Source organism: Aquimarina algicola, assembly GCF_006443095.1.
Taxonomy (GTDB): Bacteria; Bacteroidota; Bacteroidia; order Flavobacteriales; family Flavobacteriaceae; genus Aquimarina; species Aquimarina algicola.
This window is the reverse complement of sequence record NZ_VFWZ01000001.1, coordinates 628666-650793: the sequence shown is the minus strand read 5'-3', so window position 1 is coordinate 650793 and position 22128 is coordinate 628666. Positions and strand designations below refer to the sequence as shown.

23 protein-coding genes and 1 tRNA gene are annotated in these 22128 nt (G+C 32.1%); 16 read left to right on the top strand and 8 right to left on the bottom strand.

Annotated elements, in window-relative coordinates:
• Nucleotides 1-75 precede the first annotated feature (75 nt).
• Entirely contained in the window at nucleotides 76-1215 is a 1140-nt protein-coding gene (locus FHK87_RS02980; protein ID WP_226294029.1) for a DUF2891 domain-containing protein, read from the bottom strand.
• A 531-nt stretch (nucleotides 1216-1746) separates the two neighbouring features.
• Here FHK87_RS02980 and FHK87_RS02975 point away from each other — a divergent pair.
• The 6 genes from FHK87_RS02975 to FHK87_RS02950 all read left to right on the top strand — a co-directional run bounded on the left by FHK87_RS02975 (nucleotide 1747) and on the right by FHK87_RS02950 (nucleotide 5766).
• A complete protein-coding gene (locus tag FHK87_RS02975; RefSeq protein ID WP_140589585.1) occupies nucleotides 1747-2250 on the top strand; it encodes a hypothetical protein in 504 nt (167 codons plus the stop codon).
• A 124-nt stretch (nucleotides 2251-2374) separates the two neighbouring features.
• The gene (locus FHK87_RS02970; protein WP_140589582.1) at nucleotides 2375-2965 is read left to right on the top strand and encodes an SUKH-4 family immunity protein; all 591 of its coding nucleotides are present in this window, start codon (nucleotides 2375-2377) and stop codon (nucleotides 2963-2965) included.
• Nucleotides 2966-3125: 160 nt separating this feature from the next.
• Entirely contained in the window at nucleotides 3126-3566 is a 441-nt protein-coding gene (locus tag FHK87_RS02965; protein ID WP_140589580.1) for an SMI1/KNR4 family protein, read from the top strand.
• 154 nt (nucleotides 3567-3720) lie between these two features.
• Nucleotides 3721-4377, top strand: coding sequence for a hypothetical protein (locus FHK87_RS02960; RefSeq protein ID WP_140589578.1), 657 nt, complete (start codon nucleotides 3721-3723; stop codon nucleotides 4375-4377).
• Nucleotides 4378-4670: 293 nt separating this feature from the next.
• On the top strand, nucleotides 4671-5039 hold the full coding sequence (locus FHK87_RS02955) for an immunity protein Imm33 domain-containing protein (RefSeq protein WP_140589575.1): 369 nt from the start codon (nucleotides 4671-4673) through the stop codon (nucleotides 5037-5039).
• Nucleotides 5040-5094: 55 nt separating this feature from the next.
• Nucleotides 5095-5766, top strand: a complete 672-nt coding sequence (locus FHK87_RS02950; RefSeq protein ID WP_140589573.1) for a hypothetical protein — start codon at nucleotides 5095-5097, stop codon at nucleotides 5764-5766.
• A gap of 325 nt (nucleotides 5767-6091) precedes the next feature.
• Here FHK87_RS02950 and FHK87_RS02945 read toward each other — a convergent pair.
• Nucleotides 6092-6165: transfer RNA gene (locus FHK87_RS02945), tRNA-Met, on the bottom strand.
• Between the two features lie 145 nt (nucleotides 6166-6310).
• Between FHK87_RS02945 and FHK87_RS02940 the strand changes: the two genes are divergently transcribed.
• A complete protein-coding gene (locus FHK87_RS02940; RefSeq protein WP_140589570.1) occupies nucleotides 6311-6703 on the top strand; it encodes an START-like domain-containing protein in 393 nt (130 codons plus the stop codon).
• A 60-nt stretch (nucleotides 6704-6763) separates the two neighbouring features.
• Entirely contained in the window at nucleotides 6764-7612 is an 849-nt protein-coding gene (locus tag FHK87_RS02935; protein ID WP_140589568.1) for an aminotransferase class IV, read from the top strand.
• Here FHK87_RS02935 and FHK87_RS02930 read toward each other — a convergent pair.
• The 5 genes from FHK87_RS02930 to FHK87_RS02910 form a co-directional block, all read right to left on the bottom strand.
• A complete protein-coding gene (locus FHK87_RS02930; RefSeq protein WP_140589566.1) occupies nucleotides 7609-8169 on the bottom strand; it encodes a YqgE/AlgH family protein in 561 nt (186 codons plus the stop codon). The two genes, FHK87_RS02935 and FHK87_RS02930, sit on opposite strands and share 4 nt — an antisense overlap.
• A 133-nt stretch (nucleotides 8170-8302) precedes the next feature.
• Nucleotides 8303-8575: an HU family DNA-binding protein gene (locus FHK87_RS02925; protein WP_140589563.1), complete on the bottom strand. Its 273-nt coding sequence runs from the start codon at nucleotides 8573-8575 to the stop codon at nucleotides 8303-8305.
• Between the two features lie 187 nt (nucleotides 8576-8762).
• Nucleotides 8763-9710, bottom strand: a complete 948-nt coding sequence (fmt, locus tag FHK87_RS02920; protein ID WP_140589560.1) for a methionyl-tRNA formyltransferase — start codon at nucleotides 9708-9710, stop codon at nucleotides 8763-8765.
• A gap of 5 nt (nucleotides 9711-9715) precedes the next feature.
• Nucleotides 9716-11614, bottom strand: coding sequence for a RecQ family ATP-dependent DNA helicase (locus FHK87_RS02915; RefSeq protein ID WP_140589558.1), 1899 nt, complete (start codon nucleotides 11612-11614; stop codon nucleotides 9716-9718).
• A gap of 6 nt (nucleotides 11615-11620) precedes the next feature.
• Nucleotides 11621-12175 (bottom strand): AAA family ATPase, encoded by a 555-nt coding sequence (locus tag FHK87_RS02910; RefSeq protein ID WP_140589556.1) that lies wholly within the window; start codon nucleotides 12173-12175, stop codon nucleotides 11621-11623.
• Nucleotides 12176-12340: 165 nt separating this feature from the next.
• Between FHK87_RS02910 and FHK87_RS02905 the strand changes: the two genes are divergently transcribed.
• From FHK87_RS02905 to murA, 7 genes are all read left to right on the top strand, one after another.
• Entirely contained in the window at nucleotides 12341-12811 is a 471-nt protein-coding gene (locus FHK87_RS02905; RefSeq protein WP_140589553.1) for a (2Fe-2S)-binding protein, read from the top strand.
• Nucleotides 12812-12822: 11 nt separating this feature from the next.
• Complete coding sequence (locus FHK87_RS02900; RefSeq protein ID WP_140589551.1) at nucleotides 12823-14979, top strand: xanthine dehydrogenase family protein molybdopterin-binding subunit; 2157 nt, start codon at nucleotides 12823-12825, stop codon at nucleotides 14977-14979.
• 4 nt (nucleotides 14980-14983) lie between these two features.
• Nucleotides 14984-16036 carry an XdhC family protein gene (locus tag FHK87_RS02895; RefSeq protein WP_140589549.1) on the top strand — a complete coding sequence of 351 codons (1053 nt, stop codon included), beginning with the start codon at nucleotides 14984-14986 and terminating at the stop codon, nucleotides 16034-16036.
• Nucleotides 16020-16637, top strand: a complete 618-nt coding sequence (locus FHK87_RS02890; RefSeq protein ID WP_140589546.1) for a nucleotidyltransferase family protein — start codon at nucleotides 16020-16022, stop codon at nucleotides 16635-16637. The genes FHK87_RS02895 and FHK87_RS02890 overlap by 17 nt, the downstream gene beginning before the upstream one ends.
• A gap of 67 nt (nucleotides 16638-16704) precedes the next feature.
• Nucleotides 16705-16989: a DUF493 family protein gene (locus FHK87_RS02885; protein ID WP_140589544.1), complete on the top strand. Its 285-nt coding sequence runs from the start codon at nucleotides 16705-16707 to the stop codon at nucleotides 16987-16989.
• A 176-nt stretch (nucleotides 16990-17165) separates the two neighbouring features.
• Nucleotides 17166-17798 (top strand): DUF4290 domain-containing protein, encoded by a 633-nt coding sequence (locus FHK87_RS02880; protein WP_140589542.1) that lies wholly within the window; start codon nucleotides 17166-17168, stop codon nucleotides 17796-17798.
• Between the two features lie 55 nt (nucleotides 17799-17853).
• Entirely contained in the window at nucleotides 17854-19170 is a 1317-nt protein-coding gene (gene murA, locus FHK87_RS02875) for a UDP-N-acetylglucosamine 1-carboxyvinyltransferase (RefSeq protein ID WP_140589540.1), read from the top strand.
• 61 nt (nucleotides 19171-19231) lie between these two features.
• On the opposite strand, the gene FHK87_RS02870 is transcribed toward murA, so the two are convergent.
• Nucleotides 19232-21118: a sensor histidine kinase gene (locus tag FHK87_RS02870; protein WP_140589537.1), complete on the bottom strand. Its 1887-nt coding sequence runs from the start codon at nucleotides 21116-21118 to the stop codon at nucleotides 19232-19234.
• Nucleotides 21119-21370: 252 nt separating this feature from the next.
• On the opposite strand from FHK87_RS02870, the gene FHK87_RS02865 reads away from it, so the two are divergent.
• On the top strand, nucleotides 21371-21943 hold the full coding sequence (locus tag FHK87_RS02865; protein WP_226294027.1) for a Crp/Fnr family transcriptional regulator: 573 nt from the start codon (nucleotides 21371-21373) through the stop codon (nucleotides 21941-21943).
• Nucleotides 21944-22128: the final 185 nt, after the last annotated feature.

The window sequence follows — 22128 nt, the reverse complement described above, 5'->3', positions numbered from 1 at the left end:
AAATGGTTAACAATTTTTGTAGTTAGTACACTTTTCGCTGTGAAAAAAGAGTTTTCTTTTTATATACTTTTCCATTTACAGTGTATTAACATCAAGAGCATAAATGGCAAACGACCCTAACCAATGCCCCCCTTCATATGCATCATTTATTAAATTTGGGAGAGAATAATTGATATGAGTATTGGCCACATAAAGAAGATGTTCATAACCTTCATATTGTTTAGCCAATCCATTTAACACCCAGGCTCGACTAAAATTTAATCCATCCAAATGTACTAGTTTTCCGTCATTACGATCAGAAACTTCTCCTACGTCTATACTAAAGTTTTTGGCCTTTAACTGAGGCATAAAATCAGAAATCCATTGTTCAAATTCGGTCTTAGTAAGTACTCTACGCATGATATCAATTTCTTCAAAACAAGGGGATAAAAAATCGAAACCACTTGGTTCCCATCCTATAGGACAATCTTTGTCATTACTATAGAATTCACGAGCTTTACGCTCAATACTTTCCTTTAATTTCAGATCACTAACTGTATTTGCATAATCCCAAGCAAAAGACAACCCAAAGGCCGTATTAGTATGTTCACCCACACGAATTGGATAGTTTAGTCGAGGTAAAAACTCAATATATTTTTGAGCTATAAGTTCCGTTAATGGTTTTAGATTTTCTTCTAATACTCGAGCTGCTGGATCATCCCAAGTATGTAGTTCTTCGGCTAATTTGAGTAACCAAGCCCAACCATAAGTTCTCTCATAAGATTGATTGTGTTTATCTTCAAAATACTGCACTTCTATTGCTATATTTTCTTTTGAAATGTTTTGATTTAGTTTTTCAAGTGCCTTTTCTCTTTTATCTAGTTTGGGAAATTTTTTTAGCAACTTAACCAAAGACCAATGCCCATGAACAGAAGAATGCCAATCAAAACACCCGTAAAAAGCAGGGTGTAACGCCTTAGGCTCTCCAAGATTTTCTTTTCCTCCCAGCGTTTGATTTAATTTATTAGGATATTCTACTTGCACGCAGGCCAAAGGCAAATCGGCTAGTGTATTTGCTTGATCTAATGTAAGCTGTAATGGTTTTTGAATTGGGTTTGAGTTTTTTTCTTTAGGATTGACCTTTACTTCTGTTGTTGTATTTTCTTTTTTACATCCTATAAGTAGTACGAATACTCCCAAGAAAAACATACGAAGGCTCATTGATATTTGTAACATTTTAGAATATTTTGATTTAATCTAGATTTTGACTAAAGACTTTTAATATGTCTTTTTTCTTAAAATAATACAAATTTAAAAATATCGATTTCCGAGAGTACGTTACATGAATTGTTGATAAGAAGAGAAAATAGTTTATAAGTTATGTTTGTTGTACTTTAATTATAAATAAACAAACTGTTCGATAAGAACTATGATCTGATAATTTTTGGATTGGTACTAAGCCAAATTTAAATATTTTGCTATTATCATTTTTTGTGAAAATCAAATTTTATGGAAATGGATTTTTCGAATTATTTTATCAAAAGATTAATGGTAACTGAGATTGTGTATTAAAAAACGATTTGCAATAACATATATATCATAGCAGCAAAGTGATGAATCGAAAGGTTATTGTATTTTTGGTAAGGCACCATGCTTGTAAAATGCAAAAGTTAGCAAGCAATGCACAGAAAAATCAAAAAGCAAAGTAACATTTCACACTGCTACGACACATATATAAAACGTTAGGTGTAATTTGAGAAAAGGCTAATGGAGAGAAGAGAAATTATAGATAAAAATCAACTTTTTGAACTGATTGAATATATTCTATCTGATTCAAAAACTGAATTTTATGAATCATATTCCGAAATGGAAAAAGAAATTATTCAAATAAATACACTTTCTGAATTCAAAGACTATTTTGACAATGGAATCGCGAACGGAAAAGTACATTTCGGATTTGGAATTTATAATCCTGAATCAAAAGGCAAGTTCTTTACATCGAAAATAAAGCTCAATCCAAAATATTGTGATGGAAAGACTTTCCGCTATCGAATTGATGGTTGGGCTATAATTTTTGTTCAGCTTGACTTGAAAAACGGAGAAAACCAAATAGAATATAATGTATCTGTCAACTCAAAAAAACGAGCTGAAAATTGGAAAAGCACAAATCCTGAATTCGGAAATCCAGAATTATGGGAATGGAAAAACGTGGAAGGTAGAGCCAGAAAAATAATTAACCGATTAAAAAAAACTACACACAACAATGTATAACCGCAATTACGGCGGTAGTCTAGTAATTGAATTTAATTTCCTACAAAAAAGCATAGCCAGTGGAAAAAAACGTAACTTTAAATCCGTAACTGGTTATACGAGACCGTTAGGCACAAGCTGAAAAATGAAACCTGAGGAATTTAAAAACATATGGACTTTGGACGAGAATAATCTCAATTCAATCAGTCAGGAAAAACTGAATGGACTTGGACTTTCGGAAAGTTCAATTGAATTCCTTGTAAAATCGGGATTACCAGATAGTGCTGCCCCTTTTTTATCTTTCTCAAAAGATTCTAATGATGTTTATGATAGTGTTCAAAGACTAACAACAATTTATGGCTTTTTAGAACCTGAATTTGAGAAGTATATAGTAATTGGCTCTTGTAATGACGGAGACCCAATTGTTATCAATACAGGAAATAGTGATAGGATAGAATGTCTCGACCACGAAGATTATTTCAGTTCGCAGCCTTTTAATTCTGATCTTTCTGCTACTGCTAAATGTTTAATAGCATATCGCGATTTTGTGAAAAGAGTACAGACAGAAAATGGAGAAGATGCGTTTCTCAATTCTGATTTTACGGACGAACAATTCGAAAAATTAAAATTGGACTTAAAAAATGCCGATTCAGAGGTAATGGAAAGTGACGGATTTTGGCTTCAGCAGTTAGAAATGGACTCGGAATTAAGAGAAGATGCTAATAAAGAAAAATAAAAGCCAGTGCCTAACAATGGCTATAATTCATTGTGGTTTTGTGGCACACCAAAGTAAAAGTATAAATCAAACGACTGGATTTCGGCGGAATAATCCTGCGTATGATTCCACAACGAAATCATAGCCGAAACCGTTGTGCATAATTTAACCAAACCGCAAAATGCCATTTCCATTAGACGAAAAATATATAAAAGAGACGGAATCGGAATTGAACGTAAAATTCCCATCTGAATTTAAAAACCGAATGATAAAATCAAATGGCGGAGAATTATTGATTTCGGACGAGTTTGAATTTGAACTGCATCCATTTTTCGATAAGACTGATCGAAAAAGAATAAGTCGGACTTGTAATCACATCGGACTTGAAACAAAAAATGCTCGTAAATGGAATGGGTTTCCTGACAATGGAATTGCAATTGGGGCGGACGGATATGGAAATCAACTAATCTTAACTCATAACGGGAATGGAAATTTATCTAATGAACTATATTTCTGGAATCACGAAACAAGACAAGTGGAAAAAATAGCTGAATCGATAAATAAACTTTATGTTGAAAAAAGCTCTTTCTGGAATAAAATAAAGTCAAATTTTAATAGATAAAAAACTATGTACAACAATGTATAACCGCAATTACGGCGGATTCGACTACGTCCGAATCCACTCGGAATTGCTAACGTCAGTGCTTAACCGAAAAGTCTGCGTATATTAACCCGTAACTGACGGTTATACGAAGCCGTTACCTGCAAGAAGAAAAATGACTGATTATAATAGAATATTTTTAATTGGAGAATCACATTCAAATAGACCTTTTAGAGGAGTAATTGAGAATTATGATCTTGCCGAACCCCAAATTTCAAGAGGAGAGAAAAGAATAAATATAGTCGTTCCTGTTAAACATTCAATGGGAGGAAAAAAACTTTATGATATAGTTTGGACTACAAATGCATTTCCCTTAATTGTTAGTGAAAGAGTTATCAGGATATTCGAAAAAAATTCTGTAACCGGATGGGAAACCTACGATGTGAATGTTCTTACCAAAAAAGATGAATTAATTAATGAGAAATTCTTTGGACTAATTATTACTGGACGATGTGGATATAGAAGTTATGCTAATAGTTCTATTATAATGGATAAAATCGGAATTACCATGGAGCCACATGTAAAAGGACTCTACTTTAAGGACAATTTTTGGGATGGTTCGGATTTATTTATGTGTAATCCAAACGAAAATGGTCAAAGTAATATGTATAGATTTTGTACTGAAAGAGTTGCTAAATTACTGAATAAGGAAAAAGTTAAAAACATTGCATTTGATAAAGTATCTGACATAACAATGTCTATTTCTCTTAATAAAATTGAATTAACTGACGAACAGAAACTAGCAATAGAAAAAGTAAAAACCAGCAGGTAACAAGGTGGTATGAAATCATAGTGGCTTTGCCGTAACGATTCATACATAAGGCGTTATAAGTAAATGAATAATTAAAATATTGCAGAAATGAATTCAAAGGAAAATTTAAAATTATATTCCCTAAATAGTATATTGTTATTATCTGCTTTATTTACACCATTATTCGGAGCGATTGCTTATTGTATTAATTTGAAAACTGCAAATAAGAAAAATTTTATTTTTCCTACTGTTGCTTTTGTTTTGATTTATAATTTCCTAATGATGAAAATCATTATACCACATATTAGATAATAATGGAAAATCAAGAAATTGGAGAATTAAAAAAACATATAAAATTGCAAAAACTGATTTGTAAAAAGTATAATTCTGACTTTACTTCTATTGACGAAAAACTTTTTATTGGAGTTTCTTCAAATCTTGAACTTGAACCTTTGAATGGTTTAAGACACCCCAAACATGGAAAAATGAATGGATGGTACATATGGAGCGGTGAATGGTCTGACGAAGATGACTTTTTCATACCTTTATGTCTGGAACATCTAATTGAATTAAAACCTAAAATAGCCAAATACCTCGGACTTGATGTTGGATTTCGCTTTTTGACGGATAAAAAAGGTTATGAAGATGTTTGGTTTGATCAAAATATAACGGAATTAAGATGAAACCATGTGGTAACAAACCATACACAGAACTTTGTAGTCAATTAAAACAAAGAATATGGGGTTAGATATGAGACCTTTAGGAAAACCCAAAAAAGGATTTGAAAAAAGGTTTTTAGAAATTTTCAAAATGGTAGAATCGGATAATGTTCTGAAAACCAGTTTTTGGGATAAATTAAAAGGTAAAAAGTTGCCTACCAAAGATGAATTGATCGAAGAATGGTTTGACAATCAAATCCCGACTTACGAAACTATTAAAGCGCCAATGGTTGGAAGAGATCGAGAAGCTGAAGAATGGTTAAAAGAGAAATATGAAGAATTAGAAAAAAAGCCTTCTTGGGAAGAGTTCTTTAAAGAATATCAAGGTTTTTATGTTATTCATCTTGCAAAAGAACAAGATGGTGTTCCTTGCTATATAGCTTCGGGACAAGATGAAAATGTTTTCAGGGGTCAATTTCTTTTAGATTGTGTTGATTTAATCGGAGAAGATCTCACAAATGAGGCTTGGGAAACTAAATCAGCCGAAGATGCATTAGACTATGGAAATAGATTGATGTCTGTCGCTGAAAAAATTGCTAAAGAAAATAATTTGGAATACCTAAAAGACCAAAAAATACCACCAGATGCTGACGAGGAAACTTTAGAAAGTAAATTACACATAGTTTATTCTTTAGCTAAATGGTTAACTTTTTATGGAAGAAATGGACACGGATATGAAGCTGATTTTTAAAAAATAATTTACTACAACATACCCGAGAAGTCAGACTGTATAAAAACGTGCTGCTTTTCTGTATTTTAAAGGTAATGAGCTCATTATAGGCGATAAATGTAAAATGTTTTTCTTTTATATTGTATAGGTATGCTTAAAAAGTACTTTATCGATGAAAGAGTTATAAATAAAATAGTAACTGAGATCTCTATTCTCGGAAATTAAACTAGCTAAAACTACACATAAACACTATTCGTAGAACCAAAATTCAGCAAAAAGCCTCTATAATCCAACTAATTGAAAATAAAATAAGCCCTTTGTAACAAAGGGCTTATGCGAATTAGTGTAGCGAGAGGGGGGCACGATCCCCCGACCTCTGGGTTATGAATCCAACGCTCTAACCAGCTGAGCTACCTCGCCATATTAGATGCTACATCCTTTTAATTCGGGTGCAAATATAAAAACAAAATACATTGCTACAAACAATATGCATAATAATTTTTTTTTCAATGTACTTTTAAAGTATGTAATTAATGTATATATTGGCTATCCAACAATTAATGATATGTCTGAAAAAACAAAATATGAACTCGAATTTGTGGTGCAATCGTCACCACAATTATTATATCAATATATTTCTACACCTTCTGGGCTTTCAGAGTGGTTTGCAGATAATGTAAATTCTCGAGGAGAGTTATTTACTTTTATTTGGGATGATTCTGAAGAGGAAGCAAAACTATTAAGTAAAAAAAGCGGAGAACGTATAAAATTTAGATGGGTCGCAGACGAAGATGATGGGAATGATTATTATTTTGAAATGCGTATCCAGGTAGATGAAATTACCAAAGATGTTTCTCTTATCATTACTGATTATTCTGAAGATGATGAAATAGATGAAAATAAGATGCTTTGGGATAACATGATAGGTAATCTAAAACATGTTTTAGGGTCTGCTTAATTTCTATAACTTTTAAAATCAATATTTTACCCATAAAGGATGCTTTATGGGACTTTTTTTATGATAAATATTAATGGAAATCTTTTAGAAAAAGATAGTGCAACAATAACAGTACAAAATAGAGGTATCAATTATGGAGATGCTCTATTTGAAACGGTTAGGGTTAATTCTGGAAAAATCCTATTTTGGGAAGATCACTATTTTAGATTAATGGCTTCTATGCGTATGCTTAGAATGCAAATTCCTATGGAATTTACTCCTGAGTTTCTGGAACAAGAAATTTTGACAATTGTTGAAAAAAATGAATTGATTAATACTTCTTGTAGGGTTAAAATATTAGTGAATAGAAAGGCAGGAGGTTTGTATACACCTGATTCAAATGAAGTAGAATATATGATTTTAGCATCTGCTTTGCAGACTCCTTTTTATACTATTAATGAGAAGAAGTATGAAGCAACCCTCTTCAAAGACCATTATGTTTCTCCTGATATTTTGTCTACTTTAAAATCAAACAATAAACTTATTAATGTTCTTGGAAGTATTTTTGCTAAAGAAAACGGATTTGATACATGTTTTTTAGTCAATACAAATAAAATGATTGTTGAAGCCTTGAGTAGCAATTTATTTTTGGTTAAGGGTACTACTATAAAAACACCTCCGCTATCAGATGGTTGTTTGCGAGGAGTATTGAGAACTCAAATACTTAGAGTTTTAGAAAAATTACCAGAATATACAGTGGAAGAAGCTTCAATTTCTCCTTTTGAATTACAAAAAGCAGATGAACTCTTTATTACTAACGTAATACAAGGTATTGTGCCAATCACCAAATTTAGAAAAAAGGAATATCAGGCAACTACTGCTAAAAGATTATTAGGGATATTGAATACTAGGATTCGATTGGGGAATTAATTATATGAAGGATTTTCTGGTGCATTAGACCATAAGACATAGTCACCACCTAACTCTATCATTTTATCTTTCCAGAAAGTATCATATGATTTTCCAAAAATATTCTTTTCATAATTATTTTCTACAATAACCCAAGAGTTAGCTTCTAATTCTTGATTGAGTTGTTGAGATCCCCATCCAGAATATCCTAAGAAAAATCTAATTTCGTTTGGAGTTATTTTACTTTGAGCAATTAATTCTGAAACGACGGTAAAATCACCTCCCCAATAGATACCTCCTGATATTTCTACGCTATCAGGGATCAAATCAGGTACTTTATGAATAAAATATAGATTATCTTGTTCTACTGGGCCGCCATTATAAATTTTGAATTCGGTTTCAATTTCGGGTACAAGATCAGAAAGAAAAAAGTCCAAAGGCTTATTCATAATAAAACCAATAGAACCATGATCACCATGGTCTGCCAAGAGTACTACTGACCGATTAAAGGACATGTCTCCAATAATCGATGGCTCTGCAATAAGTAGGTGCCCTTTTGAAGGTTTAAGTGAAATCATACGATGGTTTTACATTTAAATCTAAATAATTATTTTTAATAATCAAAATAGATCATTATTTTTTGATTTTAAACCCATAAAAAAAGCTCTCAATATTGAGAGCTTTTAATAAGTTTAATATAAAACAAGCTGATTAGTTCACTGAATTTGATAAGTCAGCTCCAGCCTTAAATTTCACAACGTTTTTAGCAGCAATTTTGATAGTTTTTCCAGTTTGTGGGTTTCTACCTTCTCTAGCAGCTCTTTTAGAAACTGACCAAGATCCAAATCCTACTAAAGAAACACGGCCACCTTTTTTAAGAGTTCCTTCTACGTTTCCTAAGAAAGATTCTAAAGCTTTTTTTGCCGCTGCCTTAGTAATTCCAGCGTCAGCTGCCATTGCATCGATTAATTCTGTTTTGTTCATAATTCTGTTTTTAAATTAATTGTTGGTTAAACCAATCTTTATGTTAAACGCTTTACAAATTTATACGGATTTATGATTCATGCAAGGTTTAGCCCAGTAAATACAAGGATTTGTTGATAACTCTAGCTGATTGTTAATAAACAATGTTGTTTTTTATTAATTTCGCAACCTCTTTCATATACAGGGCTTACATCATTTTTGCATCTCTATAGAATGTATACCCATTTAATAAAGATTTAGAATCCATTGCTTTTTTTCCCGGAAGTTGTAACTTATTAACTATAATAAATCCATTTTTTACAGCTACTTTAATCATATTTTCTTCAATAATGATTTTTCCGATGTCATAAGTATTAGGTTCTTCAACAACAGAAACATCATATAGTTTTATCTGATTAGATATTCCATTATTTAAGAGTGTACACCAGGCTGAAGGGTAAGGACTTAATCCTCTAATTAGGTTCACAATAACTTCCATATCCTGATTCCAATCTATTTTAGTATTTTCTCTATTGAGCTTGTATGCTGTTTTGGTAATCTTTCCTTTTGGTTGTGGCGTTGTTTGTACAGTATTGTTTTCTATTGCTTTAATAGTATCTATGACTAGAGTTGCACCGGTATTCATTAATTTATCATGTAAAGTCCCGGCATTATCATTTTTCTCAATTTCGACTTCTTTTTGAAAAATAATATGACCCGTATCAATTTTTTCATCAATAAAAAATGTAGAGACACCTGTTTTGGACTCATCATTAATAATAGCCCAATTAATGGGAGCTGCACCTCTGTAGTCAGGTAGTAGAGAAGCATGCAGGTTAAACGTTCCGTATTCGGGAAGTTTCCATACGACTTCTGGTAACATTCTAAAAGCAACTATCACAAAAAGATTTGCTTGTAATTCCTTTAGCTCATTAATAAAATCTTCACTTTTTAAATTCGTAGGTTGTAAAATTTTTAAATCTTTGGATAATGCATATTCTTTTACCGCAGAAGCTTTTAATTTACGACCACGCCCGGCAGGTCTATCCGGTGCAGTAATAACACCTACTACTTTATATTTATGATCTATTATATTTTTTAGGGTTTCGACAGCAAAATCTGGTGTACCCATAAATACGATTCTTAGGTCTCTCATTTATTTTATACAATTTGGTAGTTATTGTAATGATCAATTGTAATCATTTTTTTTTCATTCATTTCTCTCAAAATACTCAGTGTAAGCTCTTCAGGATATGTTAGTTTGTCGATTAAAGCTCTAGATGATAGTTTTTGTACTTTTAGTAGTTTGATAATATCGTTTTTTATTTTTTCTATATCTGTAGTAGAAATGTTTTTTTGATTAGTGATGCAAAAACTGCAAATTCCACAATCTTGAGTATCTTTTTCGCCAAAATAAGAAAGCAATGCGCTACTTTTACAACTATTGGTATCATTAGCAAAATTAAGAATAGCTTTTACTTTATTAGCTTTTGAACTGTTTTGAGCAATAAGATGGTGTTTAATTCTATTGATCGTTCTTTCATCTTCTCTCGGAACAAGAAAAATTAGTTCAGAGTCAGAAACTTGATAGTTAAAGGTAAGCAATTCTGCGATTTGAAGTTTTTGTAAAGTCGAAATAATGTTTTTTTCAGAGGTATTGGTTCTTGAAGCGATTAATGGAATATTAATATCAGTCTCTTCATCAAAAATTCCTCCATATGTTCTTAAAATAGCTTTTACAATAAGTTCGTATTCTGTATTAGTTTCAAGATATTTGAGAAGTTGATTTCCGGTAGTAGTAATTAAAAGATTACTTTTCTTTGTAAAACGTTGTATAAATCTAATAACTCCGCAACGATCTAAGAATTGTAATGCATTGTATGTAATCAGATGATTTAATTCATACGTCTTACAAAAGGTATTAAAATCAAAGTTGAAAGTACTTTGCTCTCCTTCGCCATAAGAAATCTGAAAATAATTGCATAGCTTCTTATACACAACTTTGATATCATCTACATTTGGTAATACTTTTATAAATTGATCGTATAATCTGCGGTCATCTGTTTTGTTTTTCAATAAAAAAGCAAGAGAGGGTTTTCGATCTCTACCCGCACGGCCTGCTTCTTGAAAATAACTTTCGATACTTTCTGGTAGGGTATAATGTATTACTGTTCTTACATTTGGTTTATCGATACCCATACCAAATGCATTGGTAGCAACCATTACTCTAATATCTTCTTCTAACCATTTTTTAAAACGTGTTGTTTTATCTTCAGAGCTAACCCCTCCATGATAGTATGAAGAAGAATAGCCATTTGCATTCAAAAAATCACTAATATCAATAGAAGCTTTTCTATTTCTTACATATACAATAGACGACCCGGGATATGTTTTTAAGATTTTTATGAGCTCATAATTTTTATCAACTGTATGTTTTACATGATAGGCTAGATTGGCTCTATAAAAAGTCTGTCTAAAAATATTAGGTTGAAATAAGTCTAGTTCAGATACAATATCTTGTACGACTTGTGGCGTAGCAGAAGCAGTTAATGCAATAACGGGAACTGCAGGATGTAAATTACGTAGGATTCTAATTTTCTTATAAGAAGGCCTAAAATCATTACCCCACTGTGATATACAATGTGCTTCGTCTACTGCAATACAATTCACTTTCATTTGCTTGATCCGATCTTGTACGATATCTTGTTGTAATCGCTCTGGGGATAAGTATAAAAACTTGTAATTGCCATAAATACAATTGTCTAATAAAGCATCTAATTCGGCGTATTTGATACCACTGGGCAACGCAATAGCCTTAATATTTCTACTCTTTAGATTTTGTACCTGATCTTGCATTAATGCAATTAAAGGAGAAATCACAATACAAATACCTTCTTTTAATAAAGCAGGAATTTGAAAACAGATTGATTTACCTCCTCCAGTGGGTAATAAAGCAAAAGTATCATTACCATCAAGCAAAGATGATATGATCTCTTCTTGTTTTGGATTAAAACGATCATGTTTCCAATACTGCTGCAGTATTTGTAGAGGCGTATTCATATCAAATCACAAAACACGTTGTAAAATAAAATCAGTACGTTGTGCAACACTACCAAAAGGAACGTTTATGCATTCATATCCAAGATCAGTATATATATTAAAGAGGTGATGATGTATATCTTCTGCTTGCTCGAAAGTTTCAAAGCGCTCTTCATCAGAGGTATAAATCTCTTTCCAAGGAGGTAAAATAAAAATATGATCATATTCGCAAGCTTTACATTGCGTTATAAAATTATGATCATCCTTTTGATTAAAGTAGTTCATATAAGCCAGTACATCAGGGATTCCTCTATCATAAAATAAAATAGAATTTTCATTTGTCAAAGCATCATTGAACTGTTGTACTCTGGCATCTAAGATTTTGGAATTAAATAAATGTGGATCAGTAGTAGAAACAATTGGGTTAGATTTGATTTCAGAACCATTATTTTTTTTCAATTCTTGTGTCATAGTCCTTATCACTTCATGAAAACAAAAATATCCTGATGCTTCAAGTTTATGAATTACTGAAGTTTTACCTGTTCCCGGAGCACCGGTAATTACAACTCTCTTTTTTGTCAAGGGAATAATTTTTTACAAATTTCGGAATTAATATGAGATTACAAAAATGATAATTCCATAAGATATAAAGGTCTGTTAAAATTTGATCAACCCTTTGATTTTTTAGTAATTTAATGAAAAATAAACTCATCTTTTCCTTATTTAGATTAATTAAAATTAAAACTCATGCCTATTTACAATTTAAAAATTAATGGACAGTCCCACTCAGTAGAGGCTGATCAAGAGACACCCCTCTTATGGGTACTAAGAGACCATCTTAATATGGTAGGAACCAAATTTGGATGTGGGATAGGTCAATGTGGAGCATGTACAATACATTTGGATGGATCTGCAACCAGAAGCTGTCTTCTTCAAGTTTCTATGGTAGAAAACATGGAGATTACAACAATAGAAGGGTTGTCTGAAGATGCTTCTCATCCTGTACAACAAGCTTGGAAAGAAGTAGATGTGCCTCAATGCGGGTATTGTCAGGCAGGGCAAATGATGTCTGCCGCAGCCTTTTTAGAAGAAAACAATAATCCAAGTAGGTTAGAAATTAGGGATGCTATGAGCGGTAATATCTGTAGATGCGCTGCTTATAATAGAATAGAAAAAGCTGTAGAGCTTGCCGCTAGTAAAATCAATCAAACCAGCTAAAAAAAATCACAATGAAAAATATTGTTTCACCTTCATTCAGTAGAAGGTCATTTATAAAAACGTCTTCGTTAGCCGGAGGAGGATTATTGATAGGGTTTAACTTATTTCAGGCGTGTAAACCAGAAGCAGCCCCTCCTGTAGATATATCCAAACTTAATTTTAATGATTTTAATGCATTTATAAAGATTGCAGATAATGGAATAGTCACTATTTTTTCTCCTAATCCAGAAATAGGGCAAGGGGTCAAAACAGCTATGCCAATGCTTATTGCAGAAGAATTAGATGTATTATGGGATAATGTTCATGTTGCTCAAGGAGAGCTTGATACAGAGAATTTTACGAGACAAGTAGCAGGAGGGAGTCAATCTATTCGCTTAGGTTGGGAACCTCTACGACAAACAGGAGCAACAGCACGACAAATGCTTGTTAATGCTGCTGCTGCCAAATGGGGAGTAGAAGCGTCAGAATGTACTACAAAAGAAGGTTTTATATTCAATGCTAATGGAGATAAATTAGGATATGGAGAAGTCGTTAAAGAAGCAGCAGCTCTTAAAGTCCCGGAAAATGTGAAATTAAAAGATCCAAAAGATTTTACCATCATCGGCCAGGACATAAATAACGTAGATATTGATAAAATTGTAGCAGGAAAACCTCTTTATGGTATGGACTATAAAGAAGAAGGCATGTTATATGCTTCTGTACTTAGACCTCCTGCATTTGGTAAAAAACTTGATAGCTTTGATGATACCGAAGCTAAAAAAGTTGCAGGTGTGCAATCAATAGTAAAATTTGGAGATAAAATAGCAGTACTTGCAAAAGATACCTGGACAGCAATGAAAGGTAAAAAAGCATTAAAAGCGAATTGGATTTCTGATGAAACATTAGAGAGTACAGAAGATCATGATAAAAAACTTATCGAACTTTTAGACGGTAAAGATTTTGACACGATGCGAAGCGATGGTGATATTAAAAAAGCTTTTGAAGATGTAGATCAAGTGATTGAGCGTACTTATGAGTCTCCTTTTTTACCACATAACTGTATGGAACCCATGAATTTCTTTGCAGATGTTACTGATGAAAAAGTTAGGCTGGTTGGTCCTATACAAACTCCCGAAAGAACAGCAGGAGCTGTCGCAGAGTTATTAGAAAGAGATCTAAAAGATGTTTCTGTAGAAATGACAAGAATGGGAGGTGGATTTGGTCGACGTTTGTATGGTGATTTTGCTTTAGAAGCGGCAGAAATCTCCAAGGTAGCAAAAAAACCTGTAAAAGTTGTATACTCACGAGAAGATGATATGTCTGCAGGAATTTATCGTCCTGCCATCAAATATAGAATAAGTGCATCTATTAAAGAAGGTAAAATCACAGGATATCACCTTAAAGAAGCTTCCATAAATTCTAATATGTACGGATTGATCCCTAATTTCTTTCCAGCAGGTGCTATAGAAAATTATCAGGTAGATGTTGCCAGTTATCAAAGTAAAATCACAACAGGAGCCTGGAGAGCTCCATATACTAACTTTTTGTCGTTTGCAGAGCAAAGTTTTTTTGACGAACTCGCAGAAATATTAGAAGTAGACAGAATACAATTGCGATTGGATCTATTGCAAAAAGTAAAAGGTACTACAGACGAGAGAATCCAATATTCACCAGAAAGACTAGAAAATGTTATAAAAGTAGCCGTTGAAAAATCTGGATGGGGAAATAGCAAAGAAGGCGTTTTTCAAGGGTTTAGTGCCTATTACTGTCACAATACTCATGTAGCAGAAGTAGCAGATGTCGTGCTTGAAAATGAAATGCCGGTAGTAAAAAAAGTAACCTGTGTGGTAGATTGTGGTATTGTTGTAAATCCATTAGGAGCAAAAAACCAAATTGAAGGAGGAATTATAGATGGAGTAGGTCATGCTATGTATGGTAATTTTTCTTTTAAAGATGGAGAACCCAAAGATAAAAACTTTAATAGTTATCGTTTGATTAGAATAAATGAAACACCTGTTGTCGAAACACATTTTATAGAAAGTGATGTGGCACCAACCGGATTAGGAGAACCTACTTTACCACCAGCAGGAGCAGCAGTTTCTAATGCAATAAAAGCAGCTAAAGGGATACGTTTATACAAACAACCTTTTATAGAAAACATGAAGAAAGAAAAAGCTCCGTTAGGGTAAAAATATGACTCACGAATTCAAAGAAATTATAGAAGCATATCATGTAGCCAAACAGCAGGGGATTCCTGCTGTAATGGCTACAGTTGTTGATGTAGAAGGATCGTCGTATAGAAGACCGGGTGTAGGAATGTTGCTGTTACAAAACGGACAAACAAGAGGAGCTGTAAGTGGAGGATGTGTAGAAAAAGAAGTTTTTAGACAATCTATATCTGTATTTAAAACAGGAAAACCAAAAATAATGACTTATGATGGTAAATACAGATTAGGTTGCGAAGGGTTACTCTATATTTTAATAGAACCTTTTTCTATAAATACAACTACTATTAATACGATCGATACCTATCTAAAAAAAAGGAAACCTTTTGAGATTATTTCTTTCTACAATAAAATTGAAAATCACAATGAAGGTTTAGGATCTTATATTAAATTTGATAAAGAAACCTTTACATTTTCGAAAAATGTTTTATCAGATGGTCAGTCAAAACAATTTCAGAGAGAATTGTTGCCTTGTTTTAGACTCATTATAATAGGAGAAGAACATGATGCATCTAAATTATCTGAACTAGCCAATGCTACAGGATGGCAGGTAGAAGTTGTTTGCTCTTCAAAAAGTAATAAACAAATAGATGATTTTCGGGGAGCTGAGAATATTATATATCAAGCTCCAGAAGAATTACATGTTGAAAATATAGATGATCAAACAGCAATCATCTTAATGACACATAATTTTGCAAAGGATTTATTGTATCTACAAGCGTTAAAAGATACAAGTCCAACTTATATAGGGTTGTTAGGACCTGCAAGAAGACGAGAGAAATTACTATCTGCGTTTATAGAGTACTTTCCAGACGTACAAGATGATTTTTTAGATAAAATACATGGACCGGCGGGATTAAATCTTGGAGCAGAAACCCCACAAGAAATTGCAATTTCGATCATTGCAGAAATTTTGTCAGTAATACGAAATCAAGACCCTATTTCACTTTCGAATAAAAAAGGAGCGATTCATGATGACAGAATAAATAAGGGTATTAATATCGATGCGCTCAATACCTAAAATCTTGCATATTATTTTGGCAGCAGGCTCATCAAGTAGGATGGGTACACCTAAGCAACTTCTTACTATAGGTGATACCACTTTTATAGAGCATGCGATCAAAGAAGCCTTAAAGGTTGCTAATACTAATATTTGTATAGTGCTGGGAGCTAATTACAAAACCTTACGTGATCATATTGATCATCACCCTATAAAAATAGTCCAAAATAAAGATTGGCAATCTGGAATGGGATCTTCAATACGATGTGCAGTACGAGAATGTATACAAGAAGGTGTTTCTTATCAAGGAATCTTAATTTCTCTCATTGATCAACCATTACTAGGTTATGAGCATTATAAAATCATGAAAGAATATTTTTATAAGGATGAAACAAAAATAATTGCTACCAAATTAAAAAATAAATTAGGAGTACCGGCAATACTACCTTCCCAATATTTTGATGAATTATTAAAATTACAGTCGGATTTTGGAGCAAGACATTTAATAAGACAACACAATGATGTGGTATCTGTTTCTGCAAATGATAGAGGAATTGATATAGATACACAAGAACAGTACAACGCTTTATTGAAATCAGATTTTTTTTCTGAAAAATGGTAGCCAACTTTTATATCATTTGTAAATCATAAGCTTTATCTTTGGCTCAAATTTTGATCCTAAAGAATACATGAAAGATTCTGAAGAGTTTTATAAAAAATTAAAAACACAATTAGCAGATACTGCACTTTGGCCAACTGCCTATTTGTATAAATTTATTGTTCCTACAGAAGCAAAAAAAATAGAGCAAATAGAAGCTATATTTGATAATATGGGGGCTGTAATTAGCACCAAACAATCTAAAAACGGAAAGTATACAAGTGTTTCTATTAATGTAAGAATGAAAAACCCTGATCAGGTGATTCTTAAATATAAAGAGGTAGCACAAAAAGTTGAAGGAGTTATTTCTCTGTAATATTTTATATAATATTTCTTACGAATAGGTGTTGAATGATTGATAAATAGTATTTATTACTAAACTTTTATTTTTTTGAACACAACTACTTATTAAATTTTATTATTTTGCATCCCTAAGTATTTTTTGTTTTAATACGTAAAAAAAGCATAAATACCTTATTTACCTATAACTTTATGAATATTGATAATTTAGAATATAATACAGAAAGAGAAAAGTTAATCATACCTGAGTATGGACGTCATTTACAGAAAATGATTAATCATACGGTTGAGATTGAAGATAGAGAAGAGCGTAATAAAGTAGCAAAATCTATTATTGCCGTAATGGGAAATTTGCAGCCGCATTTACGTGATGTTCCAGAGTTTCAACACAAGTTATGGGATCAGCTTTTCATTATGAGTAATTTTAAACTCGATGTAGATGCTCCTTTCCCAATTCTAACTCAAGAAAAATTAGAAGAACGTCCCGAACCGTTGAATTACCCTCAGAATTTTCCAAAATATAGATTCTATGGTAATAATATCAAACGTATGATAGATGTAGCAAATAATTGGGAGGAAGGAGAGCTTAAAACGGCATTGACATTCACAATAGCAAATCATATGAAGAAATGTTATTTGAATTGGAATAAAGATACTGTAGAAGATGATGTTATTTTTGACCACCTTTTTGAATTAAGTAATGGAAAAATTAATTTGAAAAATAGCAATGAAGATCTTATCGATGCCAGCGATCTTATGAAGGGTAAAAAGAAAAAAACTACCAATAAGAAGAATTATAGAAATCGTGGTAAAAAACGATACTAGATTCTAGCATTCCCAATAAAACATAGACTTTCAACCTTTAATACTTATACACTAGATGGGTACTTTTCGAATAGAAGGAGGACACCAACTCAAAGGCGAAATAACTCCTCAGGGAGCAAAAAATGAGGCCTTACAGATTCTTTGCGCAGTTTTATTAACTCCAGATCAAGTTACAATTTCTAATATTCCTGATATTAGAGATGTTAATAAATTGATTGAGATTCTGAGAAATCTAGGAGTTAAAATACAAAAACTAGGAAAGGGAACTTATTCTTTTCAGAGTGATGATCTCAATCTGGAATATTTAGAAAGTGAACAATTTAAGAAAGAAGGAAGCGGTCTTAGAGGGTCTATTATGATTGTAGGACCATTACTCGCAAGATTTGGTAAAGGTTATATTCCAAGACCTGGAGGAGATAAAATAGGAAGAAGACGTCTTGATACTCATTTTGAGGGTTTTATCAATCTGGGAGCCAAATTTAGATATAATAAAGAAGAACGATTTTATGGAGTAGAAGCACCAGAAGGATTAATAGGTACTTATATGCTTCTTGATGAGGCTTCAGTGACAGGAACTGCCAATATTGTAATGGCTGCCGTTCTAGCAAAAGGAAAGACTACCATTTATAATGCTGCTTGTGAACCATATCTTCAACAATTATGTAGAATGCTCAATGCGATGGGAGCAAAAATTACTGGTGTTGGATCCAATCTATTGACTATTGATGGAGTTGAAAGCCTTAAAGGATGTGAGCATAGGATATTACCAGACATGATTGAGATCGGATCATGGATAGGGCTTGCAGCCATGACAAGAAGTGAAATCACAATAAAGAATGTAAGTTGGGATAATCTGGGGATTATTCCTAATACGTTTAGAAAACTCGGAATTACTCTAAATAAAGTAGGAGATGATATTCATATACCTGCTCATGATAACGGATATCAAATAGAAAGTTATATCGATGGTTCTTTTATGACTATTGCAGATGCTCCTTGGCCAGGTTTTACACCAGATTTATTAAGTATAGTGCTGGTAGTAGCAACTCAGGCAAGAGGCGAAGTCATGGTACATCAAAAAATGTTTGAAAGTCGATTGTTTTTTGTAGATAAATTGATCGATATGGGAGCAAAAATTATACTTTGTGATCCGCATAGAGCAACTATTATAGGACACGATTTTAAATCTACTCTAAAAGCAACAACCATGGTGTCTCCTGATATTAGAGCAGGAATTTCATTGTTGATTGCAGCATTGAGTGCCAAAGGAACATCAACAATTCATAACATAGAACAAATAGACCGAGGATATGAAGATATTGATGAACGCCTAAAAGCTATTGGAGCAAAAATAGTAAGAGTTAACGCCTAATATAAGTAGAGTTAATAGTTAATCGGTTTATTTTTTAGAGTAGTAACATTGTAATGATTTCTTAAGAAGTTACTGCGGTTATATATGCGAAAGAAAAGTAAAATGTAGATCCTTTATCTTTTTTACTTTCTACCCAAATGTTTCCGTCTAGCATTTCTACGTATGCCTTTGCAATAGATAATCCTATACCTGCCCCTTCTAAAGCATATTCATCTATAAGATCTGCCTGAACAAAACGGTCAAAAATTGCTTTCTGCCTGTTTTCGGGAATACCCATACCAGTATCTTGTACATAAAAAGTTAGCAGGTGATCTTTTTTTGTATATCCAAATGAAATACTGCCGTGATTTGTGTATTTAATTGCGTTCTTAACAAGGTTTGTAAGAATAGCAGTAAACTTTTCTTTATCTGTTACTATAGTTGCATCTTCTCCTGATAATCCATTGGATAGAGACAATTCAATTCCTTTTTTATCAGTTTCAGGCTTAAAAAAATTAAAAAGATATTCGGTCTCCTCATTTATGTTGACTTCACTAGTTTTTATCTTTACTTGATTGGCTTCTATTCTTGAGATATCAATAATATCTCTTATAATGTTAAGCATACGTGCACCACTTTCTCTGATGAGATCAAGGTATAATTGTTGTTCATCTCCGCTAAGTTTAGGTTCTTTAAGAAGTTCAGCAAGTCCCATGATACCATTCATGGGTGTTCGTATTTCATGACTCATATTGGCTAGGAACGCAGATTTTAACCGGTCACTTTCTTCGGCTTTCTCTTTTAATCGGTTTAGTTCAATCTCATATAATTTAATGTCTGTAATATCTGTAACTGTTCCTACGTATCCAATAATTTGTTTTTTCTCATTTTGTTCGGGTATAGATCTACCTAATACCCATATAACGGAGCCATCAGATTTTAAAAAACGATATTCAGAATCTGACGCTTCTCTTTTTTCGGTAGCTTCACACCATTTATGTTGCAACGCTATTCTATCTTCAGGATGTACAGCATTCAACCAGCCATCTCCAAGAGCTTCTTTTTCTGGTATTCCCGAAATTTCACACCATTGAGGGTTTACATAAGTAGCTTTCCCATCCTGTGAAGTAATAAATATACCTACAGGAACAAGATTTGTAAGAGTATGATATCTGTTTTCAGTAAGTTGAATTGCTTTTTCAGCGACTTCAAATTTTTGTTTATAAGTAAGGTTATGAAAGATATCCTTAAAAGTTAAATAATTTGGTTCATACGTTTCCTTTTCAAAAAACTTTAGATAAATCGTAAAAATAATACTGTAGAACAACACCATAAGATTTTTAGAAATAAGCCCTGAAATTAAAATTTGCTTGGGGTTATCAAAAAACCAAAAAGAACCTACTGAAAAGAAAAAAGCATCAAAACTGAGTATGATGCTCATCGTTAAAACTATTCTAAAAAATAGCGAAGAAATATATTTTGAGATAAATTCAAATAGATATATAATTAATATAGAATCCAGATAGAGTATAGCAGTTCCAACAAATAATACAAAAACATTAGTATAAAAAAACTCTGTAGAAATATCAAAAGGATTATAGCTATAGGCTCCTTCTATATTGATTCTAAATGATAATAACAAAAAACATAAGACGATATTTGCCATTACCAAGGCATAAATCAATTTTCGTGCTGTACTCGCATCTTCTTTTATATAAAGTAATAACACAGCAAAAAGAGAAGCCGAAAAAAGAACGGACGATCCTGGAGATACTAAGATTTGGTCTGATATTTTAAAATATATAGTACTCGCCAAAAAGACTTGTATAAATTGAAATAAACCTAACGAGGCAAAAAGTATACCTAGCCCCATAGTTTTTCGTAATCTGAACAATAGAAGCATAAAAAATGCTACAACAGCCCCTTGAAATAACAAAATCAATATTTGATATAAGTTTAAGGCTTCCATAAAACGTAATATTAGTTCAATACTTTGTAGTTTTTTTATTTTTTAATGTTGGTTAAGCATTTTTAGGTTCTTTAAAGCTACAAACAATTGTTAAGTTTTAACAATTTTGAAGTATAAAAATGATTGAATATCAAGAAAAAAACTCGAAATTTGATACGTACATTACTTAAAGATACGTATTATATTAGAATTGATTAATAGTTTTGAAGAGTCTTAAATATTTTGTTTTTTCGTATTAAATGCGTTTGGATTTTGAATGACTTAAAAGATACTATATTATCATTTATAAGTATAAATAATGTTGATATTGATTTTGGATTACAGTTTTTTAAGGAAGAATCCTTTAAAAAAGGAACTTTTCTTTTAAAACCAAATGAGTATATCGATACCTTTTATTTTATAAGTAATGGCTGTGTTTCATACTACACGATAGAAGATGGCAAAACTCAGGTGATGGAACTCTTTACCGAAGGATATTTTTTTACTGATTTATATGCATATATAGAAGAAATCCCTTCAAATGCGTATTTAGAAGTTTTAGAAGATCTAAAAGTATATGCTATATCAAAAGAAGATCAACAAAAGATTTTTGACTATTCTCATGAATTTGAACGATTTGGAAGACTTTCAATGCAAAGAGCATTTGTAAATAATTTTAGACGAATCAATGAATTACGTAGTCTCTCTAACCAAGAAAGATATTTACAATTATTAGAAAAGCGTCCGGATCTATTTCAGAGAGTACCTCAGTATTTAATAGCGTCTTACTTAGGGCTCACCCCTGTAGGGCTTTCAAAGATTAGAAAACGCTTGAGTCAAGTATAATCTTTTACTTGCTTTTAATCATAACTTATTCAACACATTTTTAGTTGAACCATAAACATAAATGTTTCCTATAGCTTTAATCTTTAATTGATAGGTTTTTGTCTGATTGTTATTATATCAATGCTTAGCATATAATTTTTATTGTAAAAGTTAATTAAACCTAAAAAATACCACTTATTAAACTA

Excerpts from the sequence above, each read along its gene's own strand:
- FHK87_RS02880 (WP_140589542.1), top strand. The coding sequence starts at position 17,166 with ATGAATATTGATAATTTAGAATATAATACAGAAAGAGAAAAGTTAATC.
- FHK87_RS02930 (WP_140589566.1), bottom strand. The coding sequence starts at position 8,169 with ATGATTTCACTTAAACCTTCAAAAGGGCACCTACTTATTGCAGAGCCA.
- FHK87_RS02955 (WP_140589575.1), top strand. The coding sequence starts at position 4,671 with ATGGAAAATCAAGAAATTGGAGAATTAAAAAAACATATAAAATTGCAA.
- FHK87_RS02935 (WP_140589568.1), top strand. The coding sequence starts at position 6,764 with ATGATAAATATTAATGGAAATCTTTTAGAAAAAGATAGTGCAACAATA.
- fmt (WP_140589560.1), bottom strand. The coding sequence starts at position 9,710 with ATGAGAGACCTAAGAATCGTATTTATGGGTACACCAGATTTTGCTGTC.
- FHK87_RS02895 (WP_140589549.1), top strand. The coding sequence starts at position 14,984 with ATGACTCACGAATTCAAAGAAATTATAGAAGCATATCATGTAGCCAAA.
- FHK87_RS02925 (WP_140589563.1), bottom strand. The coding sequence starts at position 8,575 with ATGAACAAAACAGAATTAATCGATGCAATGGCAGCTGACGCTGGAATT.
- FHK87_RS02900 (WP_140589551.1), top strand. The coding sequence starts at position 12,823 with ATGAAAAATATTGTTTCACCTTCATTCAGTAGAAGGTCATTTATAAAA.
- FHK87_RS02890 (WP_140589546.1), top strand. The coding sequence starts at position 16,020 with ATGCGCTCAATACCTAAAATCTTGCATATTATTTTGGCAGCAGGCTCA.
- FHK87_RS02950 (WP_140589573.1), top strand. The coding sequence starts at position 5,095 with ATGGGGTTAGATATGAGACCTTTAGGAAAACCCAAAAAAGGATTTGAA.
- murA (WP_140589540.1), top strand. The coding sequence starts at position 17,854 with ATGGGTACTTTTCGAATAGAAGGAGGACACCAACTCAAAGGCGAAATA.
- FHK87_RS02980 (WP_226294029.1), bottom strand. The coding sequence starts at position 1,215 with ATGTTACAAATATCAATGAGCCTTCGTATGTTTTTCTTGGGAGTATTC.
- FHK87_RS02870 (WP_140589537.1), bottom strand. The coding sequence starts at position 21,118 with ATGGAAGCCTTAAACTTATATCAAATATTGATTTTGTTATTTCAAGGG.
- FHK87_RS02885 (WP_140589544.1), top strand. The coding sequence starts at position 16,705 with ATGAAAGATTCTGAAGAGTTTTATAAAAAATTAAAAACACAATTAGCA.
- FHK87_RS02975 (WP_140589585.1), top strand. The coding sequence starts at position 1,747 with ATGGAGAGAAGAGAAATTATAGATAAAAATCAACTTTTTGAACTGATT.
- FHK87_RS02960 (WP_140589578.1), top strand. The coding sequence starts at position 3,721 with ATGACTGATTATAATAGAATATTTTTAATTGGAGAATCACATTCAAAT.
- FHK87_RS02970 (WP_140589582.1), top strand. The coding sequence starts at position 2,375 with ATGAAACCTGAGGAATTTAAAAACATATGGACTTTGGACGAGAATAAT.
- FHK87_RS02965 (WP_140589580.1), top strand. The coding sequence starts at position 3,126 with ATGCCATTTCCATTAGACGAAAAATATATAAAAGAGACGGAATCGGAA.
- FHK87_RS02940 (WP_140589570.1), top strand. The coding sequence starts at position 6,311 with ATGTCTGAAAAAACAAAATATGAACTCGAATTTGTGGTGCAATCGTCA.
- FHK87_RS02905 (WP_140589553.1), top strand. The coding sequence starts at position 12,341 with ATGCCTATTTACAATTTAAAAATTAATGGACAGTCCCACTCAGTAGAG.
- FHK87_RS02915 (WP_140589558.1), bottom strand. The coding sequence starts at position 11,614 with ATGAATACGCCTCTACAAATACTGCAGCAGTATTGGAAACATGATCGT.